Origin of the sequence: Mycolicibacterium brumae (genome assembly GCF_025215495.1) — a bacterium.
Classification (GTDB): domain Bacteria; phylum Actinomycetota; class Actinomycetes; order Mycobacteriales; family Mycobacteriaceae; genus Mycobacterium; species Mycobacterium brumae.
Genome location: NZ_CP104302.1, coordinates 2,225,760 through 2,252,410, shown reverse-complemented (window position 1 = coordinate 2,252,410; position 26,651 = coordinate 2,225,760). Strand labels below are relative to the sequence as shown.

General features: G+C 70.7%; 22 protein-coding genes. 15 read left to right on the top strand and 7 right to left on the bottom strand.

Annotated features, from left to right (window positions below):
* Positions 1-23: 23 nt before the first annotated feature.
* The 14 genes from L2Z93_RS10885 (at position 24) to ppc (ending at position 17,331) form a co-directional block, all read left to right on the top strand.
* The gene (locus tag L2Z93_RS10885; RefSeq protein ID WP_090585180.1) at positions 24-1,262 is read left to right on the top strand and encodes a bifunctional 3,4-dihydroxy-2-butanone-4-phosphate synthase/GTP cyclohydrolase II; all 1,239 of its coding nucleotides are present in this window, start codon (positions 24-26) and stop codon (positions 1,260-1,262) included.
* Entirely contained in the window at positions 1,263-1,745 is a 483-nt protein-coding gene (ribH, locus tag L2Z93_RS10880) for a 6,7-dimethyl-8-ribityllumazine synthase (RefSeq protein WP_090585178.1), read from the top strand. It abuts the gene before it with no gap.
* Complete coding sequence (locus tag L2Z93_RS10875; RefSeq protein WP_090585176.1) at positions 1,742-2,200, top strand: PH domain-containing protein; 459 nt, start codon at positions 1,742-1,744, stop codon at positions 2,198-2,200. Before ribH ends, L2Z93_RS10875 begins: the two co-directional genes overlap by 4 nt.
* Positions 2,201-2,396: 196 nt before the next feature.
* Positions 2,397-4,388 (top strand): excinuclease ABC subunit UvrC, encoded by a 1,992-nt coding sequence (uvrC, locus tag L2Z93_RS10870; protein ID WP_090585174.1) that lies wholly within the window; start codon positions 2,397-2,399, stop codon positions 4,386-4,388.
* Positions 4,385-5,269, top strand: a complete 885-nt coding sequence (gene rapZ, locus L2Z93_RS10865; protein WP_090585172.1) for an RNase adapter RapZ — start codon at positions 4,385-4,387, stop codon at positions 5,267-5,269. The genes uvrC and rapZ overlap by 4 nt, the downstream gene beginning before the upstream one ends.
* Positions 5,269-6,285 (top strand): gluconeogenesis factor YvcK family protein, encoded by a 1,017-nt coding sequence (locus L2Z93_RS10860; RefSeq protein WP_090585169.1) that lies wholly within the window; start codon positions 5,269-5,271, stop codon positions 6,283-6,285. Before rapZ ends, L2Z93_RS10860 begins: the two co-directional genes overlap by 1 nt.
* Positions 6,282-7,259 carry a DNA-binding protein WhiA gene (whiA, locus tag L2Z93_RS10855; protein ID WP_090585215.1) on the top strand — a complete coding sequence of 326 codons (978 nt, stop codon included), beginning with the start codon at positions 6,282-6,284 and terminating at the stop codon, positions 7,257-7,259. The genes L2Z93_RS10860 and whiA overlap by 4 nt, the downstream gene beginning before the upstream one ends.
* A 260-nt stretch (positions 7,260-7,519) precedes the next feature.
* The gene (locus tag L2Z93_RS10850) at positions 7,520-9,499 is read left to right on the top strand and encodes a solute carrier family 23 protein (protein ID WP_090585167.1); all 1,980 of its coding nucleotides are present in this window, start codon (positions 7,520-7,522) and stop codon (positions 9,497-9,499) included.
* Between the two features lie 66 nt (positions 9,500-9,565).
* Entirely contained in the window at positions 9,566-10,447 is an 882-nt protein-coding gene (locus tag L2Z93_RS10845) for a helix-turn-helix domain-containing protein (RefSeq protein WP_090585165.1), read from the top strand.
* Positions 10,448-10,742: 295 nt separating this feature from the next.
* The gene (gene gap / locus L2Z93_RS10840; protein WP_090585163.1) at positions 10,743-11,765 is read left to right on the top strand and encodes a type I glyceraldehyde-3-phosphate dehydrogenase; all 1,023 of its coding nucleotides are present in this window, start codon (positions 10,743-10,745) and stop codon (positions 11,763-11,765) included.
* 2 nt (positions 11,766-11,767) lie between these two features.
* On the top strand, positions 11,768-13,000 hold the full coding sequence (locus tag L2Z93_RS10835; RefSeq protein ID WP_090585162.1) for a phosphoglycerate kinase: 1,233 nt from the start codon (positions 11,768-11,770) through the stop codon (positions 12,998-13,000).
* A gap of 67 nt (positions 13,001-13,067) precedes the next feature.
* The gene (gene tpiA, locus L2Z93_RS10830; RefSeq protein WP_090585214.1) at positions 13,068-13,853 is read left to right on the top strand and encodes a triose-phosphate isomerase; all 786 of its coding nucleotides are present in this window, start codon (positions 13,068-13,070) and stop codon (positions 13,851-13,853) included.
* A 95-nt stretch (positions 13,854-13,948) separates the two neighbouring features.
* Positions 13,949-14,182, top strand: coding sequence for a preprotein translocase subunit SecG (gene secG, locus L2Z93_RS10825; RefSeq protein ID WP_090585160.1), 234 nt, complete (start codon positions 13,949-13,951; stop codon positions 14,180-14,182).
* 350 nt (positions 14,183-14,532) lie between these two features.
* Positions 14,533-17,331 carry a phosphoenolpyruvate carboxylase gene (ppc, locus tag L2Z93_RS10820; protein ID WP_090585158.1) on the top strand — a complete coding sequence of 933 codons (2,799 nt, stop codon included), beginning with the start codon at positions 14,533-14,535 and terminating at the stop codon, positions 17,329-17,331.
* A 134-nt stretch (positions 17,332-17,465) separates the two neighbouring features.
* On the opposite strand, the gene L2Z93_RS10815 is transcribed toward ppc, so the two are convergent.
* Genes L2Z93_RS10815 through tkt form a run of 6 tightly spaced genes read right to left on the bottom strand, consistent with a single transcriptional unit; the run spans position 17,466 to position 24,297 of the window.
* Complete coding sequence (locus tag L2Z93_RS10815; protein ID WP_090585156.1) at positions 17,466-17,837, bottom strand: ATPase; 372 nt, start codon at positions 17,835-17,837, stop codon at positions 17,466-17,468.
* 7 nt (positions 17,838-17,844) lie between these two features.
* On the bottom strand, positions 17,845-18,594 hold the full coding sequence (gene pgl, locus L2Z93_RS10810) for a 6-phosphogluconolactonase (protein WP_090585154.1): 750 nt from the start codon (positions 18,592-18,594) through the stop codon (positions 17,845-17,847).
* Positions 18,595-18,597: 3 nt separating this feature from the next.
* The gene (opcA, locus tag L2Z93_RS10805; protein ID WP_090585212.1) at positions 18,598-19,512 is read right to left on the bottom strand and encodes a glucose-6-phosphate dehydrogenase assembly protein OpcA; all 915 of its coding nucleotides are present in this window, start codon (positions 19,510-19,512) and stop codon (positions 18,598-18,600) included.
* Positions 19,509-21,053 (bottom strand): glucose-6-phosphate dehydrogenase, encoded by a 1,545-nt coding sequence (zwf, locus tag L2Z93_RS10800; protein ID WP_162561844.1) that lies wholly within the window; start codon positions 21,051-21,053, stop codon positions 19,509-19,511. Before zwf ends, opcA begins: the two co-directional genes overlap by 4 nt.
* 20 nt (positions 21,054-21,073) lie before the next feature.
* A complete protein-coding gene (gene tal, locus L2Z93_RS10795) occupies positions 21,074-22,195 on the bottom strand; it encodes a transaldolase (protein WP_090585150.1) in 1,122 nt (373 codons plus the stop codon).
* Positions 22,192-24,297 carry a transketolase gene (tkt, locus tag L2Z93_RS10790; RefSeq protein ID WP_090585148.1) on the bottom strand — a complete coding sequence of 702 codons (2,106 nt, stop codon included), beginning with the start codon at positions 24,295-24,297 and terminating at the stop codon, positions 22,192-22,194. The genes tal and tkt overlap by 4 nt, the downstream gene beginning before the upstream one ends.
* A gap of 144 nt (positions 24,298-24,441) precedes the next feature.
* Between tkt and L2Z93_RS10785 the strand changes: the two genes are divergently transcribed.
* On the top strand, positions 24,442-25,440 hold the full coding sequence (locus tag L2Z93_RS10785; protein ID WP_409347456.1) for a heme o synthase: 999 nt from the start codon (positions 24,442-24,444) through the stop codon (positions 25,438-25,440).
* 232 nt (positions 25,441-25,672) lie between these two features.
* Here the strand turns inward: L2Z93_RS10785 and L2Z93_RS10780 are convergent, their stop codons facing one another.
* Positions 25,673-26,647, bottom strand: coding sequence for a quinone oxidoreductase family protein (locus L2Z93_RS10780; RefSeq protein WP_162561843.1), 975 nt, complete (start codon positions 26,645-26,647; stop codon positions 25,673-25,675).
* Positions 26,648-26,651 lie beyond the last annotated feature (4 nt).

Below are 26,651 nucleotides of genomic sequence, written 5' to 3'. Positions count from 1 at the left end.
TGGAACCGGCAAGGCGGAATGAGATGACGAGGCTGGACACCGTCGAGCGGGCGGTTGCCGACATCGCGGCGGGCAAGGCCGTCGTCGTCATCGACGATGAGGACCGCGAGAACGAGGGCGACCTGATCTTCGCCGCGGAGAAGGCCACCCCGGAGCTGGTGGCGTTCATGGTCCGCTACACCTCCGGCTATCTGTGCGTGCCGCTGGCCGGCGAGATCTGCGACCGGCTCGGCCTGCTGCCGATGTACGCGGTGAACCAGGACAAACACGGCACCGCCTACACCGTCACGGTGGACGCCAAGGCCGGTGTCGGGACCGGTATCTCGGCCGCCGATCGCGCCACCACCATGCGACTGCTGGCCGACCCGGACTCCGGGGTCAACGACTTCACCAAGCCCGGGCACGTGGTGCCGTTGCGCGCCAAGGACGGCGGGGTGCTGCGCCGGCCGGGGCACACCGAGGCCGCCGTCGATCTGGCCCGGATGGCCGGTCTGCAGCCGGCCGGCGCGATCTGCGAGATCGTCAGCCAGAAGGACGAGGGCCACATGGCCCAGACCGACGAGCTGCGGGTGTTCGCCGACGAGCACGATCTGGCGCTGATCTCCATCGCCGACCTGATCCAGTGGCGGCGCAAGAACGAGCGGATGGTGTCCCGGATCGCCGAGGCCCGCATCCCCACCCGGCACGGCGAGTTCCGGGCGGTCGGCTACACCAGCGAGTACGAGGACGTCGAGCACGTGGCGCTGGTCCGCGGCGACATCGGCGACGGCGAGGACGTGCTGGTGCGGGTGCACTCGGAGTGCCTGACCGGCGACGTGTTCGGCTCCCAGCGCTGCGACTGCGGGCCGCAGCTGGACGCGGCCATCGAGATGGTCGCCGGCGAGGGCCGCGGCGTGGTGCTCTACATGCGCGGGCACGAGGGCCGCGGCATCGGCCTGATGCACAAGCTGCAGGCCTACCAACTGCAGGACGCCGGCAGCGACACCGTCGACGCCAACCTGGAACTCGGGCTGCCCGCCGACGCCCGTGACTACGGCACGGGCGCGCAGATCCTGGTCGACCTGGGCGTGCGGTCGATGCGGCTGCTGACCAACAACCCGGCCAAGCGCGTCGGGCTGGACGGTTACGGCCTGCACATCACCGAGCGGGTGCCGCTGCCGGTGCGGGCCAACGCCGAGAACATCCGGTATCTGCGCACCAAGCGGGACCGGATGGGCCACGAGCTGACCGGGCTCGACGATTTCCAGGGGAGCGGGTCCTAAATGAGTGGGCACGGCATTCCGGAACTGCCCGACGGGCTGGACGCCTCGGGCATCTCGCTGGCGATCATCGCGAGCACCTGGCACGACACCATCTGCACGGCGTTGCTCGACGGCGCCCTGCGCATCGCTACCCGGGTCGGCGTGACCGAACCGACCGTGACCCGGGTGATGGGCGCCATCGAAATCCCCGTCGTCGCACAGGAGCTGGCGCGCAGCCACGACGCGGTCGTCGCGCTCGGCGTGGTGATCCGCGGCGGCACCCCGCATTTCGATTACGTCTGCGACGCGGTGACCGCCGGGCTGACCCGGGTGTCCCTCGACGAGTCGACGCCGGTGGCCAACGGCGTGCTGACCTGTGACACCGAGGCGCAGGCGCTGGACCGGGCCGGGTTGCCGGGTTCGGCCGAGGACAAGGGCGCCCAAGCCGCGGCCGCGGCGCTGAGCACCGCCCTGACGCTGGCCGAGCTGCGCGGAACCCGATGAAGACCCGCGCCGGCGACGACACCGATTGGGTGGCGGAGTTTCGGCCGAAGCGGATGCCGCTGCTGGCGATGCTGGCCGCGGTCCTGATCCTGGCGGTGCACGTCGCTGTCGCCGCATCGCTGCGCGTGGAGGAGACCGGGGTCAATTTCCGCAGCTGGGACCAGTGGGCGTTCGTCGGCATGGGGGTGGTGGTCGGCGGAATCGTGCTGCTGCTGACCCGTCCCCGGCTGCGTGTCGGGCCCTCCGGGTTGGCCGTCCGCAATGTGCTGTTCGAGAAGGTGATTCCCTGGTCGCAGGTGGTCGGGGTGAGCTTCCCGGCCGGTAAGCGCTGGGCCCGGATCGAGATGCCCGGCGACGAGTACGTTCCGGTGCTGGCGATCCAGTCGCTGGACAAGGAACGCGCGGTGGACGCGATGGACCGGCTGCGCGACCTGGTCGCCGAGCACCGGGCCTGAGCTTCTTCGCAGGTCCGTATCCCTCGATTCAGGGTCCCCGCCCGCGTGACCAGGTGGCGATTCTTCGGCGATTTTCCGCCGCACCGTCACTCGCGTCGCGCGGCGGAGTGATTAGGAGGACCCGTCGGTGTTTGATGCCGAAGAGCCCTTTCCTCGCTCGTCGAACCCGTCGGGGCCAATCAGTAAGGTTGACCCCGTGCCCGATCCAGCCAGTTACCGTCCGGCGCCGGGCTCCATCCCGGTCGAGCCGGGCGTGTACCGGTTCTCGGATCCGCACGGCCGGGTCATCTACGTCGGCAAGGCCAAGAACCTCCGCAGCCGGCTGACCTCCTACTTCGCCGACCTGTCCAACCTGCACCCACGCACCCGGCAGATGGTGACCACCGCCGCCAAGGTCGAGTGGACGGTGGTCAGCACCGAGGTCGAGGCGCTGCAGCTCGAATACAACTGGATCAAGGAGTACGACCCGCGGTTCAACGTCCGCTACCGCGACGACAAGTCCTACCCGGTGCTGGCCGTCACGGTCGGCGAGGAGTACCCGCGGCTGTTCGTCTACCGCGGCCCCCGCAAGAAGGGCGTCCGCTATTTCGGCCCGTACTCGCACGCCTGGGCCATCCGGGAGACCGTCGACCTGCTGACCCGGGTGTTCCCGGCCCGCACCTGCTCCAACGGGGTGTTCAAGCGGCACCGCCAGATCGACCGCCCGTGCCTGCTCGGCTACATCGACAAGTGCTCCGCGCCGTGCGTCGGCCGGGTCAGCGCCGAGGAACACCGCGAGATCGTCGACGACTTCTGCGAGTTCCTGTCCGGCAAGACCGACCGCTTCGCCCGGGAGCTCGAGCTGGAGATGACCGACGCCGCCGAGCGGCTGGACTTCGAGCGGGCGGCGCGGCTGCGCGACGACCTGTCCGCGCTGCGCCGGGCGATGGAGAAGCAGGCCGTCGTGCTGGGCGATGGCACCGACGCCGACGTCGTCGCGTTCGCCGCCGACGAACTGGAGGCCGCCGTGCAGGTCTTCCACGTGCGCGGCGGCCGGGTGCGCGGCCAACGGGGGTGGGTGGTCGAGGTGGCCAATGAGCCCGAGGTGGATGACGGCGTCACCCCCGAGCAGCGCCTGGTCGGCCAATTCCTCACCCAGTTCTACGGCGACCAGGCCGAACTGCGCGGCGCCGCCGACGCCGGCGGCGACGAGTCCACCAATCCGGTGCCCCGCGAGGTGCTCGTGCCATGCCTGCCGCCGGACGCCGACGAGCTCGCCGACTGGTTGTCCGGGCTGCGCGGGTCCCGAGTGGCGCTGCGGGTGCCGCAGCGCGGCGACAAGAAGGCGCTCGCCGAGACCGTCGCGCGCAATGCCGCCGAAGCGCTGGCCCAGCACAAACTGCGTCGCGCCGGTGACTTCAACGCCCGGTCCGCCGCGCTGCAGAGCATCCAGGACGCGCTCGGGCTGGCGGACGCGCCGCTGCGGATCGAATGCGTGGACATCAGCCACGTGCAGGGCACCGATGTGGTCGCCTCGCTGGTGGTGTTCGAGGACGGCCTGCCCCGCAAGTCCGACTACCGGCACTACGCCATCCGGGAGGCCGCCGGCGACGGCCGCTCCGACGACGTCGCCTCCATCGCCGAGGTGACCCGTCGCCGGTTCGCCCGCCACCAGGCCGACACCGCGCCCAAGGCCGGAACCGAGGAGTTCAGCGCGGAGGGCAAATCCCGACGTTTCGCCTATCCGCCGAACCTGTACGTCGTCGACGGCGGCGCGCCCCAGGTCAACGCCGCAGCCTCCGTCCTGCGAGAACTCGGCGTCACCGACGTCGCCGTCGTCGGGCTGGCCAAGCGGCTCGAGGAGGTCTGGGCGCCCGGCGACCAGGACCCGATCATCATGCCGCGCAACAGCGAAGGGCTGTACCTGCTGCAACGGGTTCGCGACGAGGCGCACCGGTTCGCCATCGCCTTCCACCGCAGCAAACGGTCCAAGCGGATGACCGCCTCGGTGCTCGACGCGGTGCCGGGTCTGGGGGAGCGGCGCCGGGCCGCGCTGGTCGCGCACTTCGGGTCGGTGGCCCGGCTCAAACAAGCTACGGTCGAGGAGATCACCGCGGTGCCGGGCATCGGGGCGGCGACCGCGGCAGCGGTGCTGACCGCCCTGGGCGGCGCCCCGACGCAGACGTCCGAGAACGGGGTGGCGCCATGACTGAGCAGACGGAGAACACCTCCATCGACGTCGTCCTGGTCACCGGCCTGTCCGGGGCCGGTCGCGGCACCGCCGCGAAGGTGCTCGAGGACCTCGACTGGTACGTCGCCGACAATCTGCCGCCCGAACTGATCGCCCGGATGGTCGACCTCGGGCTGGCCGCCGGTTCCCGGATCACCCGGCTGGCGGTGGTGATGGACGCCCGTTCCAAGGGCTTCACCGGCGACCTGGACTCGGTGCGCAGCGAGCTCGCCGACCGCGGCATCCACCCGCGGGTGCTGTTCCTGGACGCGGCCGACGACGTGCTGGTCCGCCGGTTCGAGAACAACCGTCGCGCGCACCCGCTGCAGGCCGGGCAGACGCTGGCCGAGGGCATCGCCGCGGAACGGCAGATGTTGTCCCCGGTGCGCGCGGCCGCCGACCTGGTGGTGGACACCTCCACGCTGCCGGTGCCCGCGCTGCGCTCCACCCTGGAGGAGGCGTTCGGCGCCGAGGACGTCGCCGTCACCAACGTCACCGTGGAGTCCTTCGGTTTCAAGTACGGCCTGCCGATGGACGCCGACATGATCGCCGACGTGCGCTTCCTGCCCAATCCGCACTGGGTCGACGACCTGCGCCCGCACTCCGGGCAGCACCCGGCGGTGCGCGACTACGTGCTCAGCCAGCCCGGCGCGCAGGACTTCCTGGACACCTATGAACATCTGCTCGGATTGGTCGTCGCCGGCTACCGGCGCGAAGGCAAGCGATACGTGACCGTCGGGATCGGCTGCACCGGCGGCAAACACCGCAGCGTCGCGACCGCGGAGGCGCTGGCCGCCCTGCTCGCCGACGACGACGGGCTGCAGGTGCGGGTGCTGCACCGGGACCTGGGCCGCGAATGATGGATCCCAATCCCCGCATCGTCGCGCTCGGCGGTGGACACGGCCTGTACGCCACCCTGTCGGCGGCCCGACGACTGACCGCTTACGTCACCGCGGTGGTGACCGTCGCCGACGACGGCGGGTCCAGCGGCCGGCTGCGCGGCGAACTGGACATCGTGCCGCCCGGAGACCTGCGGATGGCGCTGGCCGCGCTGGCCTCCGACAGCCCGCAGGGCCGGCTGTGGGCGACCATCATCCAGCACCGGTTCGGCGGCAGCGGCGCGCTGGCCGGGCACCCGATCGGCAACCTGCTGCTGGCCGGTCTCGACGAGGTGCTCGCCGACCCGGTCGCCGCGCTCGACGAACTCGGCCGGATCCTCGGGGTGCGCGGCCGGGTGCTGCCGATGTGCCCGATCGGGCTGCAGATCGAGGCCGATGTGACCGGGTTGGAATCGGATCCGCGGATGAGCCGGGTGATCCGCGGACAGGTCGCGGTGGCCACCACTCCGGGACAGGTCCGCCGGGTCCGGCTGCTGCCCGGCCGCCCGCCGGCCACCCCGCAGGCCGTCGACGCCATCGCCGCCGCCGACCTGGTGGTGCTGGGGCCGGGATCGTGGTTCTCCAGCGTCATCCCGCATGTGCTGGTGCCGGGCCTGCTGGCCGCGTTGCAGAGCACCTCGGCGCGGCGCGCGCTGGTGCTGAATCTGGCCGACGAGGCGGGGGAGACCGCCGGTTTCGGCGCCGAACGGCATCTGCACGTGCTGGCGCAGCACGCGCCGGACATCACCGTCAACGACATCATCGTGGACCCGGCCCGGGTGCCCGGCGAACGGGAGCGCGACCAGCTGCGGCGGGCGGCCGCGCGGTTGCAGGCCGATGTGGTGTTCGCCGACGTTTCCCGGCCTGGTACACCATTACATGACCCGGCGAAGCTTGCGTCGGCGTTGCAGGGGGTTCTGTTGCGGGGGGCGACGAATGCCGATCCCGGCGCACCGTCCGCCGAGGGATGGGGAAGAGGTGACAGTCTGTGGCGATGACCGCCGAGGTCAAGGATGAGCTGAGCCGGCTCGTGGTGAACTCCGTGAGCGCCCGGCGCGCCGAGGTGGCCGCGCTGCTGCGGTTCGCCGGCGGCCTGCACATCGTGGCCGGCCGGGTTGTGGTGGAGGCCGAGGTCGACCTCGGCAGCACCGCGCGCCGGCTGCGCAAGGACATCTTCGACCTGTACGGCTACAACGCCATGGTGCATGTGCTCTCGCCCAGCGGCATCCGCAAGAGCACCCGGTATGTGGTCCGCGTCGCCAAGGACGGCGAGGCGCTGGCCCGGCAGACCGGCCTGCTGGACCTGCGCGGCCGCCCCGTCCGCGGGCTGCCGGCCCAGGTGGTCGGCGGCAGCGTCGGCGACGCCGAAGCCGCCTGGCGCGGCGCCTTCCTGGCGCACGGCTCGCTGACCGAGCCGGGCCGTTCCTCGGCGCTGGAGGTCAGCTGTCCGGGCCCGGAGGCCGCGCTGGCGTTGGTCGGCGCGGCGCGCCGGCTCGGGGTGTCGGCCAAGGCCCGCGAGGTCCGCGGCATCGACCGGGTGGTGGTCCGCGACGGCGAGGCGATCGGCGCGCTGCTGACCCGGATGGGCGCCCAGGACACCCGGCTGGCCTGGGAGGAACGCCGGATGCGGCGCGAGGTCAGGGCCACCGCCAACCGGCTGGCCAACTTCGACGACGCCAACCTGCGCCGGTCGGCGCGGGCCGCGGTGGCCGCCGCCGCGCGGGTGGAGCGCGCCCTGGAGATCCTCGGCGGCGGTGTCCCGGATCATCTGGCCGCCGCCGGAAAGCTGCGGGTCGAGCACCGGCAGGCCTCGCTGGAGGAACTGGGCCGGCTGGCCGATCCGCCGATGACCAAGGACGCGGTGGCCGGGCGGATCCGCCGGCTGCTGTCGATGGCCGACCGCAAGGCCAAGCAGGACGGGCTGCCCGACACCGAGTCGGCCGTCACTCCCGATCTCCTCGACGACGCCTGAGTCGAGCCGGCGAGGAACGAGCCGGCGAAGAGCTCAGGCGTGACAGCACCGCCTGACCCGCCGGGTTCGACGAGCGAGGAACGAGCGAGGAAGAGGCCCGGCGGCATCAGCACCGTCGAGCCGCCTGACCCTCTCGCCGCGCGCTCAGCCGCGTTCTGCCTGATCATGGATGAACCCTGATCGAAAGGCAGTGCGGTGAAGCTGGCGGACCTGCTCGCCGACCCGCGCTTCTGGAGGACCCCGGCGGCGCCGGGCAACGCGTGGTGGAGCGGGTGTTCGGCACCGACCAGCCGCTGCCGCGCCGTTATATGCGCGGGGGCGAGCTGATCCTGACCGGGCTGATCTTCCACACCGGGACGCCGGCGGAATCCGAGGCGTTCGTGGCCTCGGCCGCCGAGGGTGGGGCGCTGGCCATCGGCGCGGGCGTCGACCATTTCGGTGAGATCCCCGAGCATCTGCGCGCGGCCTGCCGGCGGTGGCGGGTGCCGCTGTTCTCGGTGCCCGCCGACGTGTCCTTCGCCGACATCACCCAGGAGGTGATCGACCGCGCCATCGCCGAGCTGGGGCGGTTGCGGCGCGGTCTGGCGCGCTCCCGTGAGCTGCTGACCGCGGTCGCCGCCGGCCGGGCGCTCGACGATGTGCTCGCCAGGGTGGTGGCCGTCACCGGTGTGCGCTGCTGGGTGCTGACCGCGGGCGGCAAACGGGTGGCCGCCGTCAGTCCGGCCCTGTCGGAGGCCCGCATCGACGAGATCCTGGCCGCGCTGATCCGGGCCCGCGACTCCGACACCGCCTCCGCGCGCGACGCGGCCGACGACGCCGCCGTCGGCGCGCTGCTGGCCGGGACGTCGGTGAGCGACGGGGCCGTGCTGGTGGTGCGGTCGCAGGCTGGCGGCGCGCTGCGGCCGGTGGTGCGCGATGCGTTGGTGAGCGCCACCGACGCCGTGGTCGGCCTCGACGAGGACCGGGTCGTCGCGCTAATCCCCGGGCGGCCCCGCGTCGATGAGCTGGTCGCAGAACTGCGCAGGCAGCTGCTGCGCATCGCTCCGGTGCTGAACACCTGGGTGCGGGTCGGAGTGTCCGACGTCGTCGTCGCCGACGCCATCGGCGGCGCGTACCGCAGCGCCCGGTTCGCCGCCGAGCTGGGCGAGCCACCGGTGGAGGGGCTGCGGCACGTCTACGGCGCCGTCATCGTCGCCGCGGTGCTGTGCCTGCTGATCACCCCGTTCTTCGCCAAGGTGGTGCGGTTCTTCCCGGAGGTGGTCACCGGCTCCATCATCACCGTGATCGGGTTGTCGCTGATGCCGGTCGCCGCCGGCTGGATCACCGGCCCGGCCACCGTCAAGGCGGGTAAGGCCACCGTGCCGAACCCGGACTACGGCGCGCTCGACGGCATCGCGCTGGGGTTGTTCACCTTCCTGGTGGTGATCGTGCTGAGCAAGATCGAGGTGCTGTCCCGGCTGGCGGTGCTGCTCGGCCTGGTGATCGGCACGGTGGCCGGGCTGGTCACCGGCCAGGTCGACCTCAGCGGGGTCGGCGACGCGGGACTGGTGGCGCTTCCGCAGCCGTTCGCGTTCGGCATGCCGCTGTTCGAGATCGGCGCGATCCTGTCGATGGTCATCGTGATGCTGGTGATCATGGTGGAGACCACCGCCGACCTGTTGGCCGTCGGCGAGGTGGTGGGCGCCGAGGTGGACTCCCGCCGGGTCGCCGACGGGTTGCGCGCGGACATGCTGTCCTCCGCGGTGGCGCCGGTGTTCAACTCCTTCCCGGCCACGGCCTTCGCGCAGAACGTCGGCCTGGTCGCGCTGACCGGCATCGGAGCCGGGATCGTGCTGTTCGGCACCGTCGCCGCCAGCGGTGTGCGCACCCTGTCGAAGGTCAACTACACCGGCACCAACAACCTGGTGCTGGTCGCCGCGTCCGTCGGGTTCGGCCTCATTCCCGTCGTCGCCCCGAACTTCTGGCACGAGTTCCCGGACTGGTTCGTCACCATCTTCCACTCCGGGATCTGCGCGTCCGCCGTGGTGGCGGTGCTGCTGAACCTGTTCTTCAACGTGTTCCTGCCGGGCATCCCCGACGACCCGAACGACTTCGCCGCCGCCCCGCCGCTGCGGGTCCAGGAAACCGAGATCGACATCCTGGAGCGGGGCGGCACCCTGGACCCGGCGTCCTATGAGCCCGATTCCCGGGTGGAGGGCACCCGCGCCAGGGACACCGGGGCGCGCCCGGACGAGGAATAAGGTCGGCGTGTCCCGGGGGCCGTCGTTTTCGCCGGTGGGGGTCGTCAGGGGACTAGCATTTCGGCAATGAGCGGCCTGATCCTGCCGGACCAGCTGCCCACCTGGGTGCCCGGTCAGCTCACCGTGCGCAGTCCCGACGATTGGCAGGCGGGGCTGTCGGTGCGCGGCTACCACTACCAAGACTCCGACGTCTGCGTCCCCGCCATGCGCGATTACCTGGTGGTGGCCTACCGCCGCGGCAGCACCGCCATGCGCCGCCGCGTGGACGGGGACTGGGTCAGCGAGACGATGCGGCCCGGTGACGTCTCGCTGCTGACCCGCGCCGCCGAATCGCATTGGGTGTGGTCCGAGCAGATCGACGTCGTGCACGTCTACCTGACCCAGGCCGAACTCTCCGACACCTGTCGCCAGATGTATGAGCGCGAGGTCACCGACATCGATCTGCGCGACGTGCTCAAGCTGGAGGACCCCGGCATCTACCGGACGGCGTTGGCCATCGCCCGGGAAGCGTCCGCCGGCGGGCCGGGGGCCAAGCTGCTGGTCGACTCGCTGACCGTCGAGCTGTGCGTGCGGATCCTGCGGGACCACGCCGAGGTGGTGTTCCGCGCGGATCCCGGCGCCGACGGGCTGAGCTTCGCCCAGCAGCGGGTCGTCACCGACTACATCGAGTCGCACCTGTCGGAGTCGATCACGCTGGAGAACCTGGCCGCCGCGGTGGCGATGAGCAAGTTCCATTTCGCACGCCGGTTCCGGGCCACCACCGGGTCCAGCCCGCACGGGTTCGTCACCGCGCGGCGGGTGGAGCGGGCCAAGAAATTGCTGGCGCGCACCGGGGTCCCGCTGCTCGACGTCGCCGCGCAGTGCGGCTTCTCCGATCAGAGCCATATGACGCGGGTGTTCAACGCCCATGTCGGGACCACCCCGGGCCAGTACCGCTCGCGGCCCTAAAGAGCGCACGGATATTCCACGGCCGAGCCAGATTATTCAATCGGTCGACGGGCCCGCTTTGGCAGGCTGTCACATGGACCGACTACCCCCCGGCGGTCCGCCCCCGATAACTGCCCGGGGCGCGCGAAATGCGCGCCCCGGGCAGATCCAATTTCGGGGCGCAATCTCCCCGGCCGGAAACGATTGGTGAATTCCGATCCCAACCCGCGCGCTGGCCACCCCCGAGCACTAGGCTGGCCGACGAGCAGTAGAGCCCAATCGGGCGAAGGTATGTCGGATCAACGAGGAGACAGCAGTGACCATTCGGGTAGGCGTGAACGGCTTCGGCCGCATTGGACGCAACTTCTTCCGCGCCCTGGACGCGCAGAAGGCCGAGGGCAAGAACACCGACATCGAGATCGTCGCCGTCAACGACCTCACCGACAACGCCGCGCTGGCGCACCTGCTGAAGTTCGACTCCATCCTGGGCCGGCTGCCGTATGAGGTCAGCCTGGAAGGCGACGACACCATCGTCGTCGGCGACGTCAAGATCAAGGCGCTGGCGGTCAAGGAAGGTCCGGCGGCGCTGCCCTGGGGCGACCTGGGCGTCGACGTCGTCGTCGAGTCCACCGGCATCTTCACCGCGCGCGAGAAGGCCCAGGGCCACCTGGACGCCGGCGCCAAGAAGGTCATCATCTCCGCGCCCGCCAGCGGCGAGGACATCACCATCGTGATGGGCGTCAACGACGACAAGTACGACGGCAGCCAGAACATCATCTCCAACGCCTCGTGCACCACCAACTGCCTCGGCCCGTTCGCCAAGGTCCTCAACGACGAGTTCGGCATCGTGCAGGGCTTGATGACCACCGTGCACGCCTACACCCAGGACCAGAACCTGCAGGACGGCCCGCACAAGGACCTGCGTCGCGCCCGCGCGGCCGCTCTGAACATCGTGCCGACCTCCACCGGCGCCGCCAAGGCCATCGGCCTGGTGCTGCCGGAGCTCAAGGGCAAGCTGGACGGCTACGCGCTGCGGGTGCCGATCCCCACCGGCTCCTGCACCGACCTGACCGTCGAACTGCAGAAGACGGCCACCGCCGACGAGATCAACGCCGCCATGAAGGCCGCCGCCGACGGCCCGATGAAGGGCATCCTGAAGTACTACGACGCCCCCATCGTGTCCAGCGACATCGTCACCGACCCGCACAGCTCGATCTTCGACGCGGGCCTGACCAAGGTGATCGGCAACCAGGCCAAGACGGTGTCCTGGTACGACAACGAGTGGGGCTACTCCAACCGCCTCGTTGACCTGATCGCGCTGGTGGGCAAGTCCCTGTAGCGATGACGATCCAGACTCTCGACGACCTGCTCGCCGAGGGCGTTGCCGGTCGGGGCGTGTTGGTGCGCTCCGACTTCAACGTCCCGCTCGACGACGACGGCAACATCACCGACCCGGGCCGCATCATCGCCTCGCTGCCGACGCTGAAGGCGCTGAGCGAGGGCGGCGCCCGGGTGGTGGTGACCGCGCACCTGGGCCGTCCCAAGGGCGCCCCGGACCCCAAGTTCTCGCTGGCCCCGGTCGCCAAGGAACTGGGGGAGCGGCTCGGCCGGCACGTGGCGCTGGCCTCCGACACCGTCGGGACCGACGCCCTGGCCCGCGCCGAAGGCCTCACCGACGGTGACATCCTGCTGCTGGAGAACATCCGCTTCGACCCGCGCGAGACCAGCAAGGACCCCAGTGAGCGGGCCGCGCTGGCCGCCGAGCTGGTGGAACTGGTGGACACCCCGGGTGGGCCGCAGGCGGCGTTCGTCTCCGACGGGTTCGGGGTGGTGCACCGCGAGCAGGCCTCCGTCTACGACGTCGCCAAGCTGCTGCCGCACTACGCCGGCACCCTGGTCGCCGCCGAGGTCGAGGTGCTGCGACAGCTGACCTCCGGGGGCGGGCGTCCGTACGCGGTGGTGCTCGGCGGCTCCAAGGTCTCCGACAAGCTGGCCGTCATCGAGAACCTCGCGACCAAGGCCGACAGCCTCATCATCGGCGGTGGCATGTGCTTCACCTTCCTTGCCGCGCAAGGACTTTCGGTGGGAACCTCGCTGCTGCAGGAGGAGATGGTGGAAACCTGCGCGCGCCTGCTCGAGGAGTACGGCGACGTCATCCACCTGCCGGTCGACATCGTGGTGGCGCCGGAGTTCGCCGCCGACGCGCCGCCGACCACGGTGGCCGCCACCGAGATCCCGGCCGACCAGATGGGCCTGGACATCGGTCCGGAGTCGGTCAAGCGGTTCACCGCGTTGCTGTCCAACGCCAAGACGGTGTTCTGGAACGGGCCGATGGGCGTGTTCGAGTTCCCGGCGTTCGCCGCCGGCACCCGCGGGGTGGCCGAGGCGATCATCGCCGCGACCGCCAAGGGCGCGTTCAGCGTCGTCGGCGGCGGCGACTCGGCCGCGGCCGTGCGCACCCTGGGCCTGCCCGAGGACGGCTTCAGCCATATCTCCACCGGTGGCGGGGCGTCGCTGGAATATTTGGAAGGCAAGACCCTGCCCGGCATCGCCGTGCTGGAATCTGGGGAGTGACGTTCGGGGGCCGCGAGGCCTCCTGGCCGTCATGAACCCGTCGCGCTTCGAGAGTTAGGACTCAATGGTGGCCCGTACGCCGCTCATCGCCGGCAACTGGAAGATGAACCTCAATCATTTCGAGGCCATCGCCCTGGTGCAAAAGATCGCCTTCTCGCTGCCGGAGAAGTACTTCGACCGGGTGGACGTCACCGTCATCCCGCCGTTCACCGACCTGCGCAGCGTGCAGACCCTGGTCGACGGCGACAAGCTGCGGCTGACCTACGGGGCGCAGGACGTTTCCGTGCACGACTCCGGGGCCTACACCGGTGAGATCAGTGGCGCGTTCCTGGCGAAGCTGGGCTGCACGTTCGCCGTCGTCGGGCACTCCGAGCGGCGCACCTACCACCACGAGACCGACGCCCTGGTCGCGGAGAAGGCCGCCGCCGCGCTGCGGCACGGCCTGACCCCGATCATCTGCATCGGCGAGTCGCTGGGGGTGCGCGAGATCGGTGAGCACATCGACTGGAATGTCGCACAGCTGCAGGGCTCGCTGGCGGGTCTGTCGCACGAGCAGATCGCGGCCTCGGTGATCGCCTACGAGCCGGTGTGGGCGATCGGCACCGGGCGGGTGGCCAGCGCGGCCGACGCCCAGGAGGTCTGCGCCGCCATCCGCGCCGAGCTGGCCAATATCGCCACGCCGCAGATCGCGGAGTCGGTGCGGGTGCTCTACGGCGGCTCGATGAACGCCAAGAACGTCGGCGAGCTGATCGCCCAGGCCGACATCGACGGCGGGCTGATCGGTGGCGCGTCGCTGGACGGCGAGCAGTTCGCCCAGATCGCCGCGATCGCGGCGGGCGGCCCGCTGCCGTAACCGGCGATCCGCTGTGGCCCGACGGCTGCTGTGGCCGGTGTTGTAATGGGTGGCGGTTTCGCTGGCCGCGGCGGTGACCAGGTAGGGTAACCGCCATGGAAACCGCCCTCCAGGTACTGCTTCTGGTGACCAGCGTGCTGGTCGTGCTGCTGGTGCTGCTGCACCGCGCCAAGGGCGGCGGCCTGTCCACCCTGTTCGGTGGCGGCGTGCAGTCCAGCCTGTCCGGCTCCACCGTGGTCGAGAAGAACCTGGACCGGCTGACCTACTTCGTGATCGGCATCTGGGTGGTCAGCATCGTGGCCATGGGCCTGAGCATCAAATACCAGTAGCCCCAGGGATACCGGAAGTCCCAGACGTCGCAGAATCCTGCGACGTCGCCCTGTTTTGGTGACGTTTCAGGCGCTGATCGCCCACATCAGTCACCAGGTGGCATCGCAGCTTTCGTCGCCAGTGACCTCAGGACGGTCCGCGCGATCCCCAGTGACAGCAGGACGAAAATCGTCCCTCAGAACGTCCCCAGGTAACTGGCGAACGCGCCTGTCGTCCTGGCGTCACTGGCGTGCGTCGGGAGCGCCCAGCCGTCCTCCTGGCGTTACTCGCGTGCGAACTCCGCCGAGCCTCGCTGAACCGCCGGGGGCTCGTTCTGCGCTCTCCGCCCGCACCGTCAATACTGGTCGTCATGCCCGATAACGATTTCTCTCTGGAACCGTTCGGCTCGGTGCGACGCACCCAGACCGGCCGCGAGGCCACCGAACCCATGCGCGACGACATCCGGCTGCTCGGCGACATCCTCGGCGACACCGTCCGCGAGCACAGCGGTGAGGATGTCTTCGACCTGGTCGAGCGGGCCCGCGTCGAGGCGTTCCGGGTGCGCCGTTCCGAGATCGACCGTTCCGAGATGACGGCGCTGTTCAGCGGCGTGGACACCGCAAAGGCCGTCCCGGTGATCCGCGCGTTCACCGACTTCGCGCTGCTGGCCAATGTCGCCGAGGACATCCACCGGGAACGCCGCCGCGCCGTCCACATCGCCGCCGGCGATCCGCCGCAGGACTCCAGCCTGGCCGCCACCTACGCCAAACTCGACGCCGCCGAGATCGACGCCGCGACCGTCACCGAACTGCTGGCCGGGGCGCTGGTGGCGCCCGTGATCACCGCGCACCCCACCGAAACCCGTCGGCGCACCGTGTTCGAGACGCAGAACCGGATCACCGAGTTGATGCGCGCCCGCGTCCCCGGCAGCACCCGCACCGCCGACGGCAAAGACCTCGGGCTGGAGCTGCGCCGGCACATCCTGCGGCTGTGGCAGACCGCGCTGGTGCGGCTGTCCCGGCTGCGGATCACCGACGAGATCGAATCCGGCCTGCGTTATTACCCGGCGGCGTTCTTCGAGGTGATCCCGGCCGTCAACGCCGAGGTCCGCGATCAGCTGCGGGACCGCTGGCCCGGGGCCGACCTGCTGGCACAGCCGATCCTGCGGCCCGGCTCGTGGATCGGCGGAGACCGCGACGGCAACCCCAATGTCACCGCCGGGGTGGTGCGCCAGGCCACCGGCCGGGCCGCCTGCATGGCGTTCGGCCACTACCTGACCGAGCTGACGGCGCTGGAAATCGAGCTGCCGCTGTCGGCGCGGCTGGTCACCGTCAGCGACGAGCTCACCGCGCTGGCCGACCAGGTGGACCAGCCGCTGCGGGCCGACGAGCCCTACCGCCGCGCGGTCCGCGCCATCCACGGCCGGCTCACCGCCACCGCCAAGACCATCCTCGACGACCGGCCGCCCAACCTGCGCGAGCTGGGGCTGCCGCGCTACGGCAGCGCCGCCGAACTGCTGGCCGATCTGGACGTTGTGGACACCTCGCTGCGCGACCACGGCGACGCCCTGCTGGCCGACGACCGGCTGGCGCAGTTGCGGGAAGCGGTGCGCACGTTCGGCTTCCACCTGTGCGGCCTGGACATGCGGCAGAACTCCGACATGCACGAGGAGGTCGTCGCCGAACTGCTCGCGTTCGCCGGCGCGCACCCGGATTACCGGTCCCTGAATGAGGACGAGCGGGTGGCGCTGCTGACCGCCGAACTGTCCACCCGGCGGCCGCTGACCCGCCCCGACGACGACCTGTCCGAGCTGGCCCGAAAGGAGCTCGGCATCGTCCGCGCCGCCGCCGAGGCGGTGGCCGTCTACGGGCCGGAAACGATCCCGAACTACATCATCTCGATGTGCCAGTCGGTGTCGGACCTCTTGGAGGCCGCCCTGCTGCTCAAGGAAGCCGGGCTGCTCGACGCCGCCTCCGGATACGCGCCGGTCGGCATCGTGCCGCTGTTCGAGACCATCGAGGACCTGCAGGCCGGCGCGGACATCATGGACGCCGCCCTGGCGCTGCCGCTGTACCGAGGCATCGTGGCCGCCCGCGGTGACCGCCAGGAGGTCATGCTCGGCTACTCCGACTCCAACAAGGACGGCGGCTACCTGGCCGCCAACTGGGCGCTGTACCGCGCCGAACTGGAGTTGGTGGACATGGCGGCGCGCAACGACATCCGGCTGCGGCTGTTCCACGGCCGCGGCGGCACCGTCGGGCGCGGCGGCGGCCCCAGCTACGACGCGATCCTGGCTCAGCCGCCCGGCGCGGTGCGCGGCTCCCTGCGGCTCACCGAGCAGGGTGAGGTGATCGCCGCCAAGTACGCCGAGCCGAAGATGGCCCGGCGCAACCTGGAAACCCTGGTGGCGGCGACGCTGGAGTCCACCCTGCTCGACGTGGAGGGGCTCGGCGACCGGGCGGAGGCCGCCTACGCGGTGCTCGACGACCTGGCCGCCCGCGCCCGGGAGTGTTACGCCGACCTGGTGCACCGCACCCCGGGCTTCGTCGAGTACTTCGAGACGTCGACCCCGGTCAGCGAGATCGGCGCGCTGAACATCGGCAGCCGGCCCACCTCGCGCAAGCAGACCACCAAGATCTCCGACCTGCGCGCCATCCCGTGGGTGCTGGCCTGGAGCCAGTCGCGGGTGATGCTGCCCGGCTGGTACGGCACCGGCACCGCGTTCGCGGACTACATCGCCGAGGGCGAGAAACTCGGCGAGGACCGGCTCGAGGTGCTCTCCGACCTGTACCGGCGCTGGCCGTTCTTCGCCACCGTGCTGTCGAATATGGCGCAGGTGCTGGCCAAATCAGACATGGGCCTGGCCGCCCGCTACGCCGAACTGGTGCCCGACGAGGCGCTGCGCGAGCGGGTGTTCTCCAAGATCGTCGCCGAGCACGACCGCTGCATCGAGATGTTCAAGGCGATCACCGGCTACGACGACCTGCTGGCGGACAACCCGGCGCTGGCCCGCTCGGTGTTCAACCGGTTCCCGTACCTGGAGCCGCTGAATCACCTGCAGGTCGAACTGCTGCGCCGCTACCGCGACGGCGACGAGGACGAGCTGGTGCAGCGCGGCATTCTGATGACCATGAGCGGCCTGGCCACGGCGCTACGCAACTCGGGGTAGGTCGCAAGCAAAGCCGGAGGAACGGAGGCTTTGCGCGGCGGGCCTGCCCCATCAACTCGGGGTAGGTCGCAAGCAAAGCCGGAGGAACGGAGGCTTTGCGCGGCGGGCCTGCCCCATCAACTCGGGGTAGGCGTCTAGATCCCCGTCGCGCTGCGGACGGCGTTGATCGCGTTGCGGACGGCGTTTTCGGTGGCCGACAGCGGCTGTACCGCGACCTCGCCGACGCCGAGCAGCTTCTCCACCCGGTCCACCACGTCGTTGAGCCGGTCGCCGACGCCGAGCAGGTTGTCCGACAGCGCGTCGAGGCGCTCGATGGTGCCGTTGAGCCGCTCGAGGGTCTCGTTGAGTCCCTGCAGCGACGCGTTGAGCTCATTGAGTGTGCCGCCGAGCCCGCCGATCACGCCGTCGAGCTGCCCGACGGTCTGGTCGGCGTTCATGGCGGCCTGCGCCAGGCTCCTGAGCCGCTGCTGGGTGGGGCGCTTCGCCGCGCCGGTCTTGTCCGCCATGGGGTTATTAAACCCCGCCGCGAACCTGGGGAGGCAGCAAACCCGCCGCTTCCTCGTCGAGCAGCCACAGTGTGCGCTCGCGGCCGATCGCGCCGGCCGCCGGGATGTCGGTCGCCGCGGCCCCGCCCACCGCGGCGGCCACCGCCTCGGCCTTGTCGGCGCCGGCCACCGTCAGCCACACCTGGGCGGCGCGGCGCACCGCGGGCAGGGTCAGGGTCAGCCGGTGCGGCGGCGGCTTGGGGGAGTCCTCCACGCCGACGACGAAGCGTGCGGCCTCGCGCACCGCGGGGGAGTCCGGGAACAGCGAATTCACGTGGCCTTCGCCGCCCATACCGAGCAGGTGCACATCGAAATCCGGTGTGGGAGCGCCCTTCTCGGACTGTGCGGCCAACACTCGCTCGTAGGAGGCGGCGGCCGCGTCGAGGTTGTCGCCGAACTGCCCGTCCGATGACGCCATCGGGTGCACGTTCCCGGGCGGGATGTCGATGTGGTCCAGCAGCGCCTCGGCGGCCTGCTTGGCGTTGCGGTCGTCATCGTCGGCGGGGACGTAGCGCTCGTCACCCCAGTAGAGATGCACCGACGACCAGTCCACCGCGCGGTCCCGCAGACCGGCGAGCACCGCGATCCCGACGCTCCCGCCGGTTAGCACGATGTCGGCGCGGCCGCGCCGCCGCACCGCCGCCGCCATCTGCTCGGCCAGCAGGTCGGCGGCGCCGTCGGCCAGCGCCCCGCGATCGGTGAATACCCGGACCTCCATGGCCTATACGTACTCCACCTGATCCAGCCCGCGCAACGCTTCGGCGTAGATCTCGTCGGCGGACAGTCGGCGCAGCTCTTCGGCCAGGCAATCCGGGGTGCCCCGGTAGGCCAGCGGCAGCAGCGCGTCGGGCCGTCCGGTGCGGCTCAGTGTCGCGGTCAGGCCGTCCTGCGGACGGCTCAGAGTGACCGTCTCCGCGCCGGTGTTGAGCTCGACCCGCGGATCGTCGCTGACGGCGCGGCGCACCGGGACGCTCAGCCGGGCGGCGAGCCAGCCGGCCATGATGTCGAGCGCCGGCTCACCCTTGCGGCCGGCGACGAGCACCGAGCGGATCTGCTGACCGGGAGCCTGGTCGACGGCCGCGGCCAGCAACGCGCGCCAGTAGGTGGCCCGCGCCCAGCACAGGTCGGTGTCGCCGGCGCGGTGCCCGACCAGCCGGGACCGGATCGCGGCCAGCGGGTCCACCGCGCGGGTCGCGTCGGTGATGCGGCGCACCGCCAGTTTGCCGAGCGGGTGGTCGGCGGGCACCGATGGCGCGACGTCGGGCCACCACGCCACCACCGGGGTGTCGGGCAGCAGGAACGGGACGACGACGCTGGCCGACTGCCGGGCCAGCGCGCCGGACAGTCGCAGCACCACCACTTCGCCGGCCCCGGCGTCGGCGCCGGTGCGGATCTGGGCGTCCAGCCGCGGGGTGTCGGCCAGCCGGTCGGCCGGGCTGACCAGGATCACCCGGCAGGGGTGCTCGTGGCTGGCGTAGCAGGCCGCGGCGATGGAGTCCTCAATGGTGGCGTCGGTGTCCGGGGCGATCACCAGGGTCAGCACCCGGCCCATCGCCGAGGCGCCCAGTTCCTCGCTGATCGCGAGCAGCCGCGCGTTGACGGCGTTGGTGGTGGTGTCGGGGAGATCGATGATCATGGGCGACGCCACTCCCGTCCGGTCCGGCGCAGCATCTGATGCGCCGATTCGGGACCCCACCCGCCCGGCGCGTACGGCTCCGGGCCGCTACCGCCTGCGTCGGCGCGGGCCCAATGGTCCAGCGCGGGATCCAGGATGCGCCAGGACATTTCGACTTCCTCGTTGACCGGGAACAGCGACGGCTCACCGAGCAGCACGTCGAGGATGAGCCGCTCGTAGGCCTCCGGGGACTCCTCGGCGAACGCCGCGCCGTAGGAGAAGTCCATGTTCACGTCGCGGACCTCCATCAGGTGCCCGGGCACCTTGGAGCCGAACCGCACCGTCATGCCCTCGTCCGGCTGCACCCGGATCACCAGGGCGTTCTTGCCGATGTCGGCGCCCATCGCGGTGTCGAACGGGCCGTGCGGCGCGCGTTTGAACACCAGCGCGATCTCGGTGACACGTCGGCCCAGCCGCTTGCCGGTGCGCAGATAGAACGGCACCCCGGCCCAGCGCCGGGTGTTGACCTCCAGCGCGATCGCGGCGAACGTCTCGGTCTTGGACGCGGGGGAGAAACCGTCCTCGTCGAGCAGCCCGACGACCTGCTGGCTGCCCTGCCAACCGCCGGCGTACTGGCCGCGGGCGGTGTTCTCGCTGAGCGGCTCGATCAGGCTGGTGGCGGAGAAGATCTTGATCTTCTCGGCCTGCAGCGCGCGCGGGGCGAAGCTCACCGGCTCCTCCATCGCGGTCAGCGCCAGCAGCTGCAGCAGATGGTTCTGGATGACGTCGCGGGCGGCGCCGATCCCGTCGTAGTAGCCGGCCCGGCCGCCCAGGCCGATGTCCTCGGCCATGGTGATCTGCACGTGGTCGACGTAGTTGGCGTTCCAGATCGGCTCGAACATCTGGTTCGCGAACCGCAGCGCCAGCAGATTCTGCACGGTCTCTTTGCCCAGGTAGTGGTCGATGCGGAACACCGACGACTCCGGGAACACCGAGTTCACCACCGCGTTGAGCGCCTGCCCGGAGGCCAGATCGTGGCCGAACGGCTTCTCGATCACCACCCGGCTCCAGGTCTCGCCGCCGTCGCCGTCGGGGTGGGTGGCGGCCAGCCCGGATTCGGACAGTTTCGAGCAGACCAGCGGGAACGCGGCCGGCGGGATGGACAGGTAGAACGCGTGGTTGCCGCCGGTGCCGCGCTCGGCGTCCAACTCGGCCAGCTTCTCGGCCAACCGGACGTAGGCGTCGTCGTCGTCGAAGCTGCCGTGCACGAACCGGATGCCCTCGGCGAGCCGGTCCCACACCTCCTGACGGAACGGGGTGCGGGCGTGTTCGGCGACGGCGTCGCGCACCACCTCGGAGAAGTGCTGATCGGCCCAATCCCGGCGGGCGAACCCGACCAGCGCGAACGCCGGCGGCAGCAGCCCGCGGTTGGCCAGGTCGTAGATCGCCGGCATCAGCTTCTTGCGGGCCAGGTCGCCGGTGACACCGAAGATCACCAGGGCGCACGGCCCCGGGATCCTCGGCAGCCGTTGGTCCCGGGGATCGCGCAGCGGGTTCGTCATAGGGCGGTCCGTCGCGGTGCTCAGCGCGCCGCGTCCAGTTGCCCCTGCACCGCCGCGATCAGCTCTTCCCAGGACTTCTCGAACTTGTCGACGCCCTCGGTCTCCAACAGGTCGAACACCTCGCGCAGGTCGATCCCGACGGACTCCAGTCCGTCGAACACCTCACCGGCCACGGTCTGGCGCTGCGCGCCGGTGATGGTGTCCCCGGTGATGACGCCGTGGTCGGCGACGGCCTCCAGGGTCTTCTCCGGCATGGTGTTGACGGTGTCGGGGGCGACGAGTTCGGTGACGTACAGGGTGTCCGGGTAGTCCGGGTTCTTCACCCCGGTGGACGCCCACAGCGGACGCTGCACATTGGCGCCGACGTCGGCCAGCGCGCCGAACCGGGCGCCGGTCTCGAAGACGTCCTGGTAGGCGGCGTAGGCGAGCCGGGCGTTCGCGACGCCGGCCAGCCCGCGCATGGCCAGCGCCTCGGCGGTGCCGATTTTCTCCAGCCGGGCGTCGATCTCGGTGTCCACCCGGGACACGAAGAAGGAGGCGACGGAGAAGATCTTGCGCAGGTCGTGGCCGGCCTCGCGGGCCTGCTCCAGCCCGGCCAGGTAGGCGTCCATCACCGCCTGGTGCCGCTCGACGGAGAAGATCAGCGTCACGTTCACGCTGATGCCCTCGGCGATGACGGCGGTGATCGCGGGCAGCCCGGCCAGGGTGGCGGGAATCTTGATCAGCAGGTTGGGCCGGTCGACGATCTTCCACAGCTCGACGGCTTGCAGCACGGTCTTCTCGGTGTCGTGGGCCAGCCGCGGGTCCACCTCGATGGACACCCGGCCGTCGGCGCCACCGGAGGCCTCGAAGGCCTTGGCCAGCACGTCGCAGGCATTGCGGACGTCGTCGGTGGTGACGGTCCGGATGGTGGCGTCCACGTCGGCGCCCCGGGAGGCCAGCTCGGCGACCTGCGCGTCGTAGGCGGTGCCGCTGGTCAGCGCGGCCTGGAAGATCGACGGGTTGGTGGTCACGCCGACCACGCTGCGGGTGTCGATGAGCTGCTGCAGGTTTTCGGTCTGCAGCCGGTCGCGGGACAGGTCGTCGAGCCAGACGGCCACGCCGGCGTCCGACAGTGCGGCCAGGTTCGGGTTCTGGGTCATGAGGATGCCTTTCCGGTGCTGCTGATGCTGCGCTTGGCGGCGGCGACGACGGCTTCGGGGGTGAAGCCGAACTTCTCGAACAGGACCTTGTCGCTCGCGGAGGCCCCGTAGTGCTCGATGGAGACGATCTCGCCGTGCGCTCCGACGACGCGGTGCCACGGCATGGCGATGCCGGCTTCCACCGACACCCGGGCGGTGACCGACGGCGGCAGCACCGCGTCCCGGTACGCCTGGTCCTGGGCGTCGAACCACTCCAGGCAGGGCAGTGAGACGACGGCGGCGTTGACGCCCTCGGCAGCGAGTTGCTCGCGCGCCGCGACGGCCAGCTGCACCTCGGAGCCGGTGCCGATCAGCAGCACGTCGGCGCCCTCGGCGTCGCCGGCCAGCACGTAGCCGCCGCGGGCGACCCCGTCGGCGTCGGTGCCGTCGAGCACCGGCACGTTCTGCCGGGTCAGGATCAGCCCGACCGGGCCGCTCGCGCTGCCGCGTTCGAGCACCGCGCGCCAGGCGTGCGCGGTTTCGTTGGCGTCGGCCGGGCGGACCACGGACAGGTTCGGGATGGCGCGCAGCGCGGCGAGGTGCTCGATCGGCTGATGCGTCGGGCCGTCCTCGCCGAGGCCGATGGAGTCATGGGTCCACACGTAGATGGGGTCGATGTCCATCAGCGCGGCCAACCGCACCGCCGGGCGCATGTAGTCGGCGAACTGCAGGAAGGTGCCGCCGTAGGCGCGGGTCGGGCCGTGCAGCACGATGCCGGACAGGATCGAGGCCATCGCGTGCTCGCGGATGCCGAAGTGCAGCGTCCGGCCGTACGGCTCCGCCGACCAGGTCGACGTCGAAATCGTCGACGGGCCAAAGGATTTCGCGCCCTTGATGGTGGTGTTGTTGGAGCCTGCCAGATCCGCCGAGCCACCCCACAGTTCGGGCAGCACCGGGCCGATGGCGCCGAGCACCGCGCCGGAGGCGGCACGGGTGGCCGGGCCCTTGTCTGCGACCTCCCAGCTCGGCAGCGCCTCGGTCCAGCCCTCGGGCAGCTCGCCGGCCTCCAGCCGGTCCAGCAGCGCCTTGCGCTCGGGCTCCCGCGCCGCCCAGGCGTCGAAGCCTTCCTGCCAGTCCGCGCGCACGGTCTTCGCGCGGTCTGCCAGCGACCGGGTGTGGGAGATGACCTCGTCGGTCACCTCGAAGGACTTCTCCGGATCGAAGCCGAGGAAGGTCTTGGTGGCAGCGACCTCGTCACCGCCGAGGGCGGAGCCGTGGATGCCACCGGTGTTCATCTTCGTCGGGGCCGGGTAGCCGATGACGGTGCGCAGCGCGATGAACGACGGCCGGCCGGTCTCGGCCTTGGCGGCCGCGATGGCCTCCTCGATGCCGGCGACGTTCTCGCCGCCGTCGACCTGCTGCACATGCCAGCCGTAGGCGTGGTAGCGCCCGCAGACGTCTTCGGACAGCGCGATCGCGGTGTCGTCCTCGATGGAGATCCGGTTGTCGTCCCAGAACACGATCAGGTTGCCCAGCTGCTGGACGCCGGCCAGCGAGCTGGCCTCACTGGTGACGCCCTCTTCGATGTCGCCGTCGGAGGCGATCACGTAGACGAAGTGGTCGAACGGGCTGGTCCCGGGCGCGGCGTCGGGGTCGAACAGGCCGCGTTCGTAGCGGCTGGCCATCGCCATGCCGACGGCCGAGGCCAGGCCCTGGCCGAGCGGGCCGGTGGTGATCTCCACGCCTTTGGTGTGCCGGTACTCCGGGTGCCCGGGTGTCTTGGAGTCCCAGGTCCGCAGCGCTTCCAGGTCACCCAGCTCCAGGCCGAACCCGCCCAGGTACAGCTGGACGTACTGGGTGAGGCTGGAGTGCCCGCAGGACAGCACGAACCGGTCGCGGCCGATCCAGTGCGGGTCGGTGGGGTCGTGGCGCAGTTGGCGCTGATACAGCGTGTAGGCCAGCGGGGCCAGGCTCATCGCGGTGCCGGGGTGGCCGTTGCCCACCTTCTGCACGGCGTCGGCGGCCAGGACCCGGGCGGTGTCCACCGCGCGGGTGTCCACATCGGTCCAATCGGCCGGGTGGTGGGGCTGGGTGAGCGCGGCGATTTCCTCCGCAATGGTCACAGGCGATCTCCTTGTAGACATGGCGGGAGCGCGTCGTCGCGCTAGGCCGCTGAGGTAAACCCTAATCGCCCGGGGGCCCCTCGCGCATGCCGCCCGAAGCATTTTCCTCACGCGGGTTTCGGGCGCTGGGCGCCGCGGTCTACCATGCTCTGTAGTAGACGCGCTGTTGCGCGTCTTATGCGCCGAGGAGTCAGCCCCGTGGTGAAAGTTCACGCCGATCAAGCCGTGCCGGCGACCGGTGGGCGCATCCGCTCGAAAGTGTGGGCGTACATCGCTCTGACCAAGCCTCGTGTCATCGAGTTGCTGCTGGTCACCACCATTCCGGCGATGCTGCTGGCGCACCGCGGCAGCGTCGACCCGCTGCTGATCCTCAACACCCTGTTCGGCGGCATGCTGGCCGCCGCGGGCGCGAACACGCTCAACTGCGTCGCCGACTCCGACATCGACAAGCTGATGAAGCGCACCGAGCGTCGCCCGCTGGCCCGCGACAGCGTGCCCCGCACCCACGCGCTGATCTTCGGCCTGGCGATCTCGGTGGCGTCGTTCTTCTGGCTGTGGCACTTCGCCAACGCGCTGTCGGCGCACCTGGCCGGGGCGACCATCGCCTTCTACGTCTTCGTCTACACCCTGCTGCTCAAGCGCCGCACCTCGCAGAACGTGGTGTGGGGCGGGGCCGCGGGCTGCATGCCGGTGATGATCGGCTGGTCGGCGGTGACCGGGACCATCCAGTGGCCGGCCATCGTGATGTTCCTGATCATCTTCTTCTGGACGCCGCCGCACACCTGGGCGCTGGCCATGCGCTACAAGGAGGACTACGCCGCGGCCGGGGTCCCGATGCTGCCGGTGGTGGCGACCGAGGCGCAGGTGACCCGCCAGATCGTCATCTACACCTGGCTGACGGTGATCGCGACGCTGGCGTTGGTCCCGGCCACCGGCTGGCTGTACACCGTGGTGGCGCTGCTGGCCGGCGGGTGGTTCCTCTGGCTGGCGCACAAGCTGCAGGCCGGGGTGCGCCGTGGTGAGCCGGTCAAGCCGCTGAAGCTCTTCCTGCAGTCCAACAACTACCTGTCTGCGGTGTTCGTCGCGCTGGCGGTGGACTCCGCGCTGGACCTGCCGACGCTGCTGTCGCTGTACGCCTCCTGAACTCGCGCGCGTAACCCAGCGCTAGCGCGCGTAACCCAGCGCTAGCGGGCGGTGCCCATCACGAGCGCTCGGCTGTGTACGCCGGGGTCTGTACCTGACCGAGCGGTCGCGAACCCCCAACCCACCGAGCGCTCGGTTTGGTACACCGCGCCGCGTACGTAGGCGATCGCTCGCGGCTCAATTTCTGCGCGAGTGATCGGCTGCGTACAGACCTCGGGGATTGCGCACAGACCTACGGGATCAAAACGATCGAGCCCACCGTCTTGCGGTCCTGCAGATCCTCGTGCGCGCGCTGCGCCTCGGCCAGCGGGTAGTGCCCGCCGAGGGTGATGTTCACCGTGCCGGAGGCGATCTGGTCCATCAGTTCCCCGGCCCGCCAGGCGAACTCGTCGGGCGTGCGGGTGAAGTGCCCGAGGCTCGGCCGGGTCAGGTACACCGAGCCGGCGACGTTCAGCCGCTGCGGGTCCACCGGCGGCACCGGGCCTGAGGAGGCCCCGAACAGCGCCAGCGTGCCGCGCACCGCGAGGCTGGCCAGGCTGGCGTCGAAGGTGGACTTCCCGACCCCGTCGTACACCGCGTTGACCCCGCGCCCACCGGTCAGCTCCCGGATCCGCTCGGCGAACTCGGCCGGATCGTCGGGATAGTCCAGCACCGCGATCGCCCCGGCCTCCCGGGACAGTTCCGCCTTGTACGCGGTGGAGGCGGTGGTGATGACCTTGGTGCCCAGGCTGACCGCCCACTGGGTCAGGATCAGCCCGACCCCGCCTGCGCCGGCGTGCACGAGCACGGTGTCCTGCGGGCCCACCGGGTACACCGACGTGATCAGGTAGTGCGCGGTCATACCCTTGAGCAGCGCGGAGGCCACCGCGTCGGCGGCCACGCCCTCGGGCACGTAGGCGACGAAATCGGCCGGGGCCAGACAGTAGTCGGCGTAAGCGCCGACGGCGTTGGCGGTCACCACCCGGTCGCCGACAGTGAGCGCGGCGACGTCCTCGCCGACCGCGGCGACCGTGCCGCACACCTCGGACCCCACGACGAACGGGGTCTCCCGCGGGTAGAGCCCGGAGCGGAAGTAGGTGTCGATGAAGTTCACCCCGATGGCTTCGGCCTTGATCAGCACCTCGCCGGGGCCCGGCTCGGGCGCCGAACGCTCGACGTACTGCAGGACTTCGGGGCCGCCGTGCTGGGCGACTTCAATCGCGTGCATGACG

Bases quoted from the DNA above. Each gene is read 5' to 3' on its own strand.
- L2Z93_RS10885 (WP_090585180.1), top strand. From the start codon at position 24: ATGACGAGGCTGGACACCGTCGAGCGGGCGGTTGCCGACATCGCGGCG.
- ribH (WP_090585178.1), top strand. From the start codon at position 1,263: ATGAGTGGGCACGGCATTCCGGAACTGCCCGACGGGCTGGACGCCTCG.
- L2Z93_RS10875 (WP_090585176.1), top strand. From the start codon at position 1,742: ATGAAGACCCGCGCCGGCGACGACACCGATTGGGTGGCGGAGTTTCGG.
- rapZ (WP_090585172.1), top strand. From the start codon at position 4,385: ATGACTGAGCAGACGGAGAACACCTCCATCGACGTCGTCCTGGTCACC.
- L2Z93_RS10860 (WP_090585169.1), top strand. From the start codon at position 5,269: ATGGATCCCAATCCCCGCATCGTCGCGCTCGGCGGTGGACACGGCCTG.
- whiA (WP_090585215.1), top strand. From the start codon at position 6,282: ATGACCGCCGAGGTCAAGGATGAGCTGAGCCGGCTCGTGGTGAACTCC.
- L2Z93_RS10845 (WP_090585165.1), top strand. From the start codon at position 9,566: ATGAGCGGCCTGATCCTGCCGGACCAGCTGCCCACCTGGGTGCCCGGT.
- L2Z93_RS10835 (WP_090585162.1), top strand. From the start codon at position 11,768: ATGACGATCCAGACTCTCGACGACCTGCTCGCCGAGGGCGTTGCCGGT.
- secG (WP_090585160.1), top strand. From the start codon at position 13,949: ATGGAAACCGCCCTCCAGGTACTGCTTCTGGTGACCAGCGTGCTGGTC.
- ppc (WP_090585158.1), top strand. From the start codon at position 14,533: ATGCCCGATAACGATTTCTCTCTGGAACCGTTCGGCTCGGTGCGACGC.
- L2Z93_RS10815 (WP_090585156.1), bottom strand. From the start codon at position 17,837: ATGGCGGACAAGACCGGCGCGGCGAAGCGCCCCACCCAGCAGCGGCTC.
- pgl (WP_090585154.1), bottom strand. From the start codon at position 18,594: ATGGAGGTCCGGGTATTCACCGATCGCGGGGCGCTGGCCGACGGCGCC.
- opcA (WP_090585212.1), bottom strand. From the start codon at position 19,512: ATGATCATCGATCTCCCCGACACCACCACCAACGCCGTCAACGCGCGG.
- zwf (WP_162561844.1), bottom strand. From the start codon at position 21,053: ATGACGAACCCGCTGCGCGATCCCCGGGACCAACGGCTGCCGAGGATC.
- tal (WP_090585150.1), bottom strand. From the start codon at position 22,195: ATGACCCAGAACCCGAACCTGGCCGCACTGTCGGACGCCGGCGTGGCC.
- L2Z93_RS10785 (WP_409347456.1), top strand. From the start codon at position 24,442: ATGCTCTGTAGTAGACGCGCTGTTGCGCGTCTTATGCGCCGAGGAGTC.
- L2Z93_RS10780 (WP_162561843.1), bottom strand. From the start codon at position 26,647: ATGCACGCGATTGAAGTCGCCCAGCACGGCGGCCCCGAAGTCCTGCAG.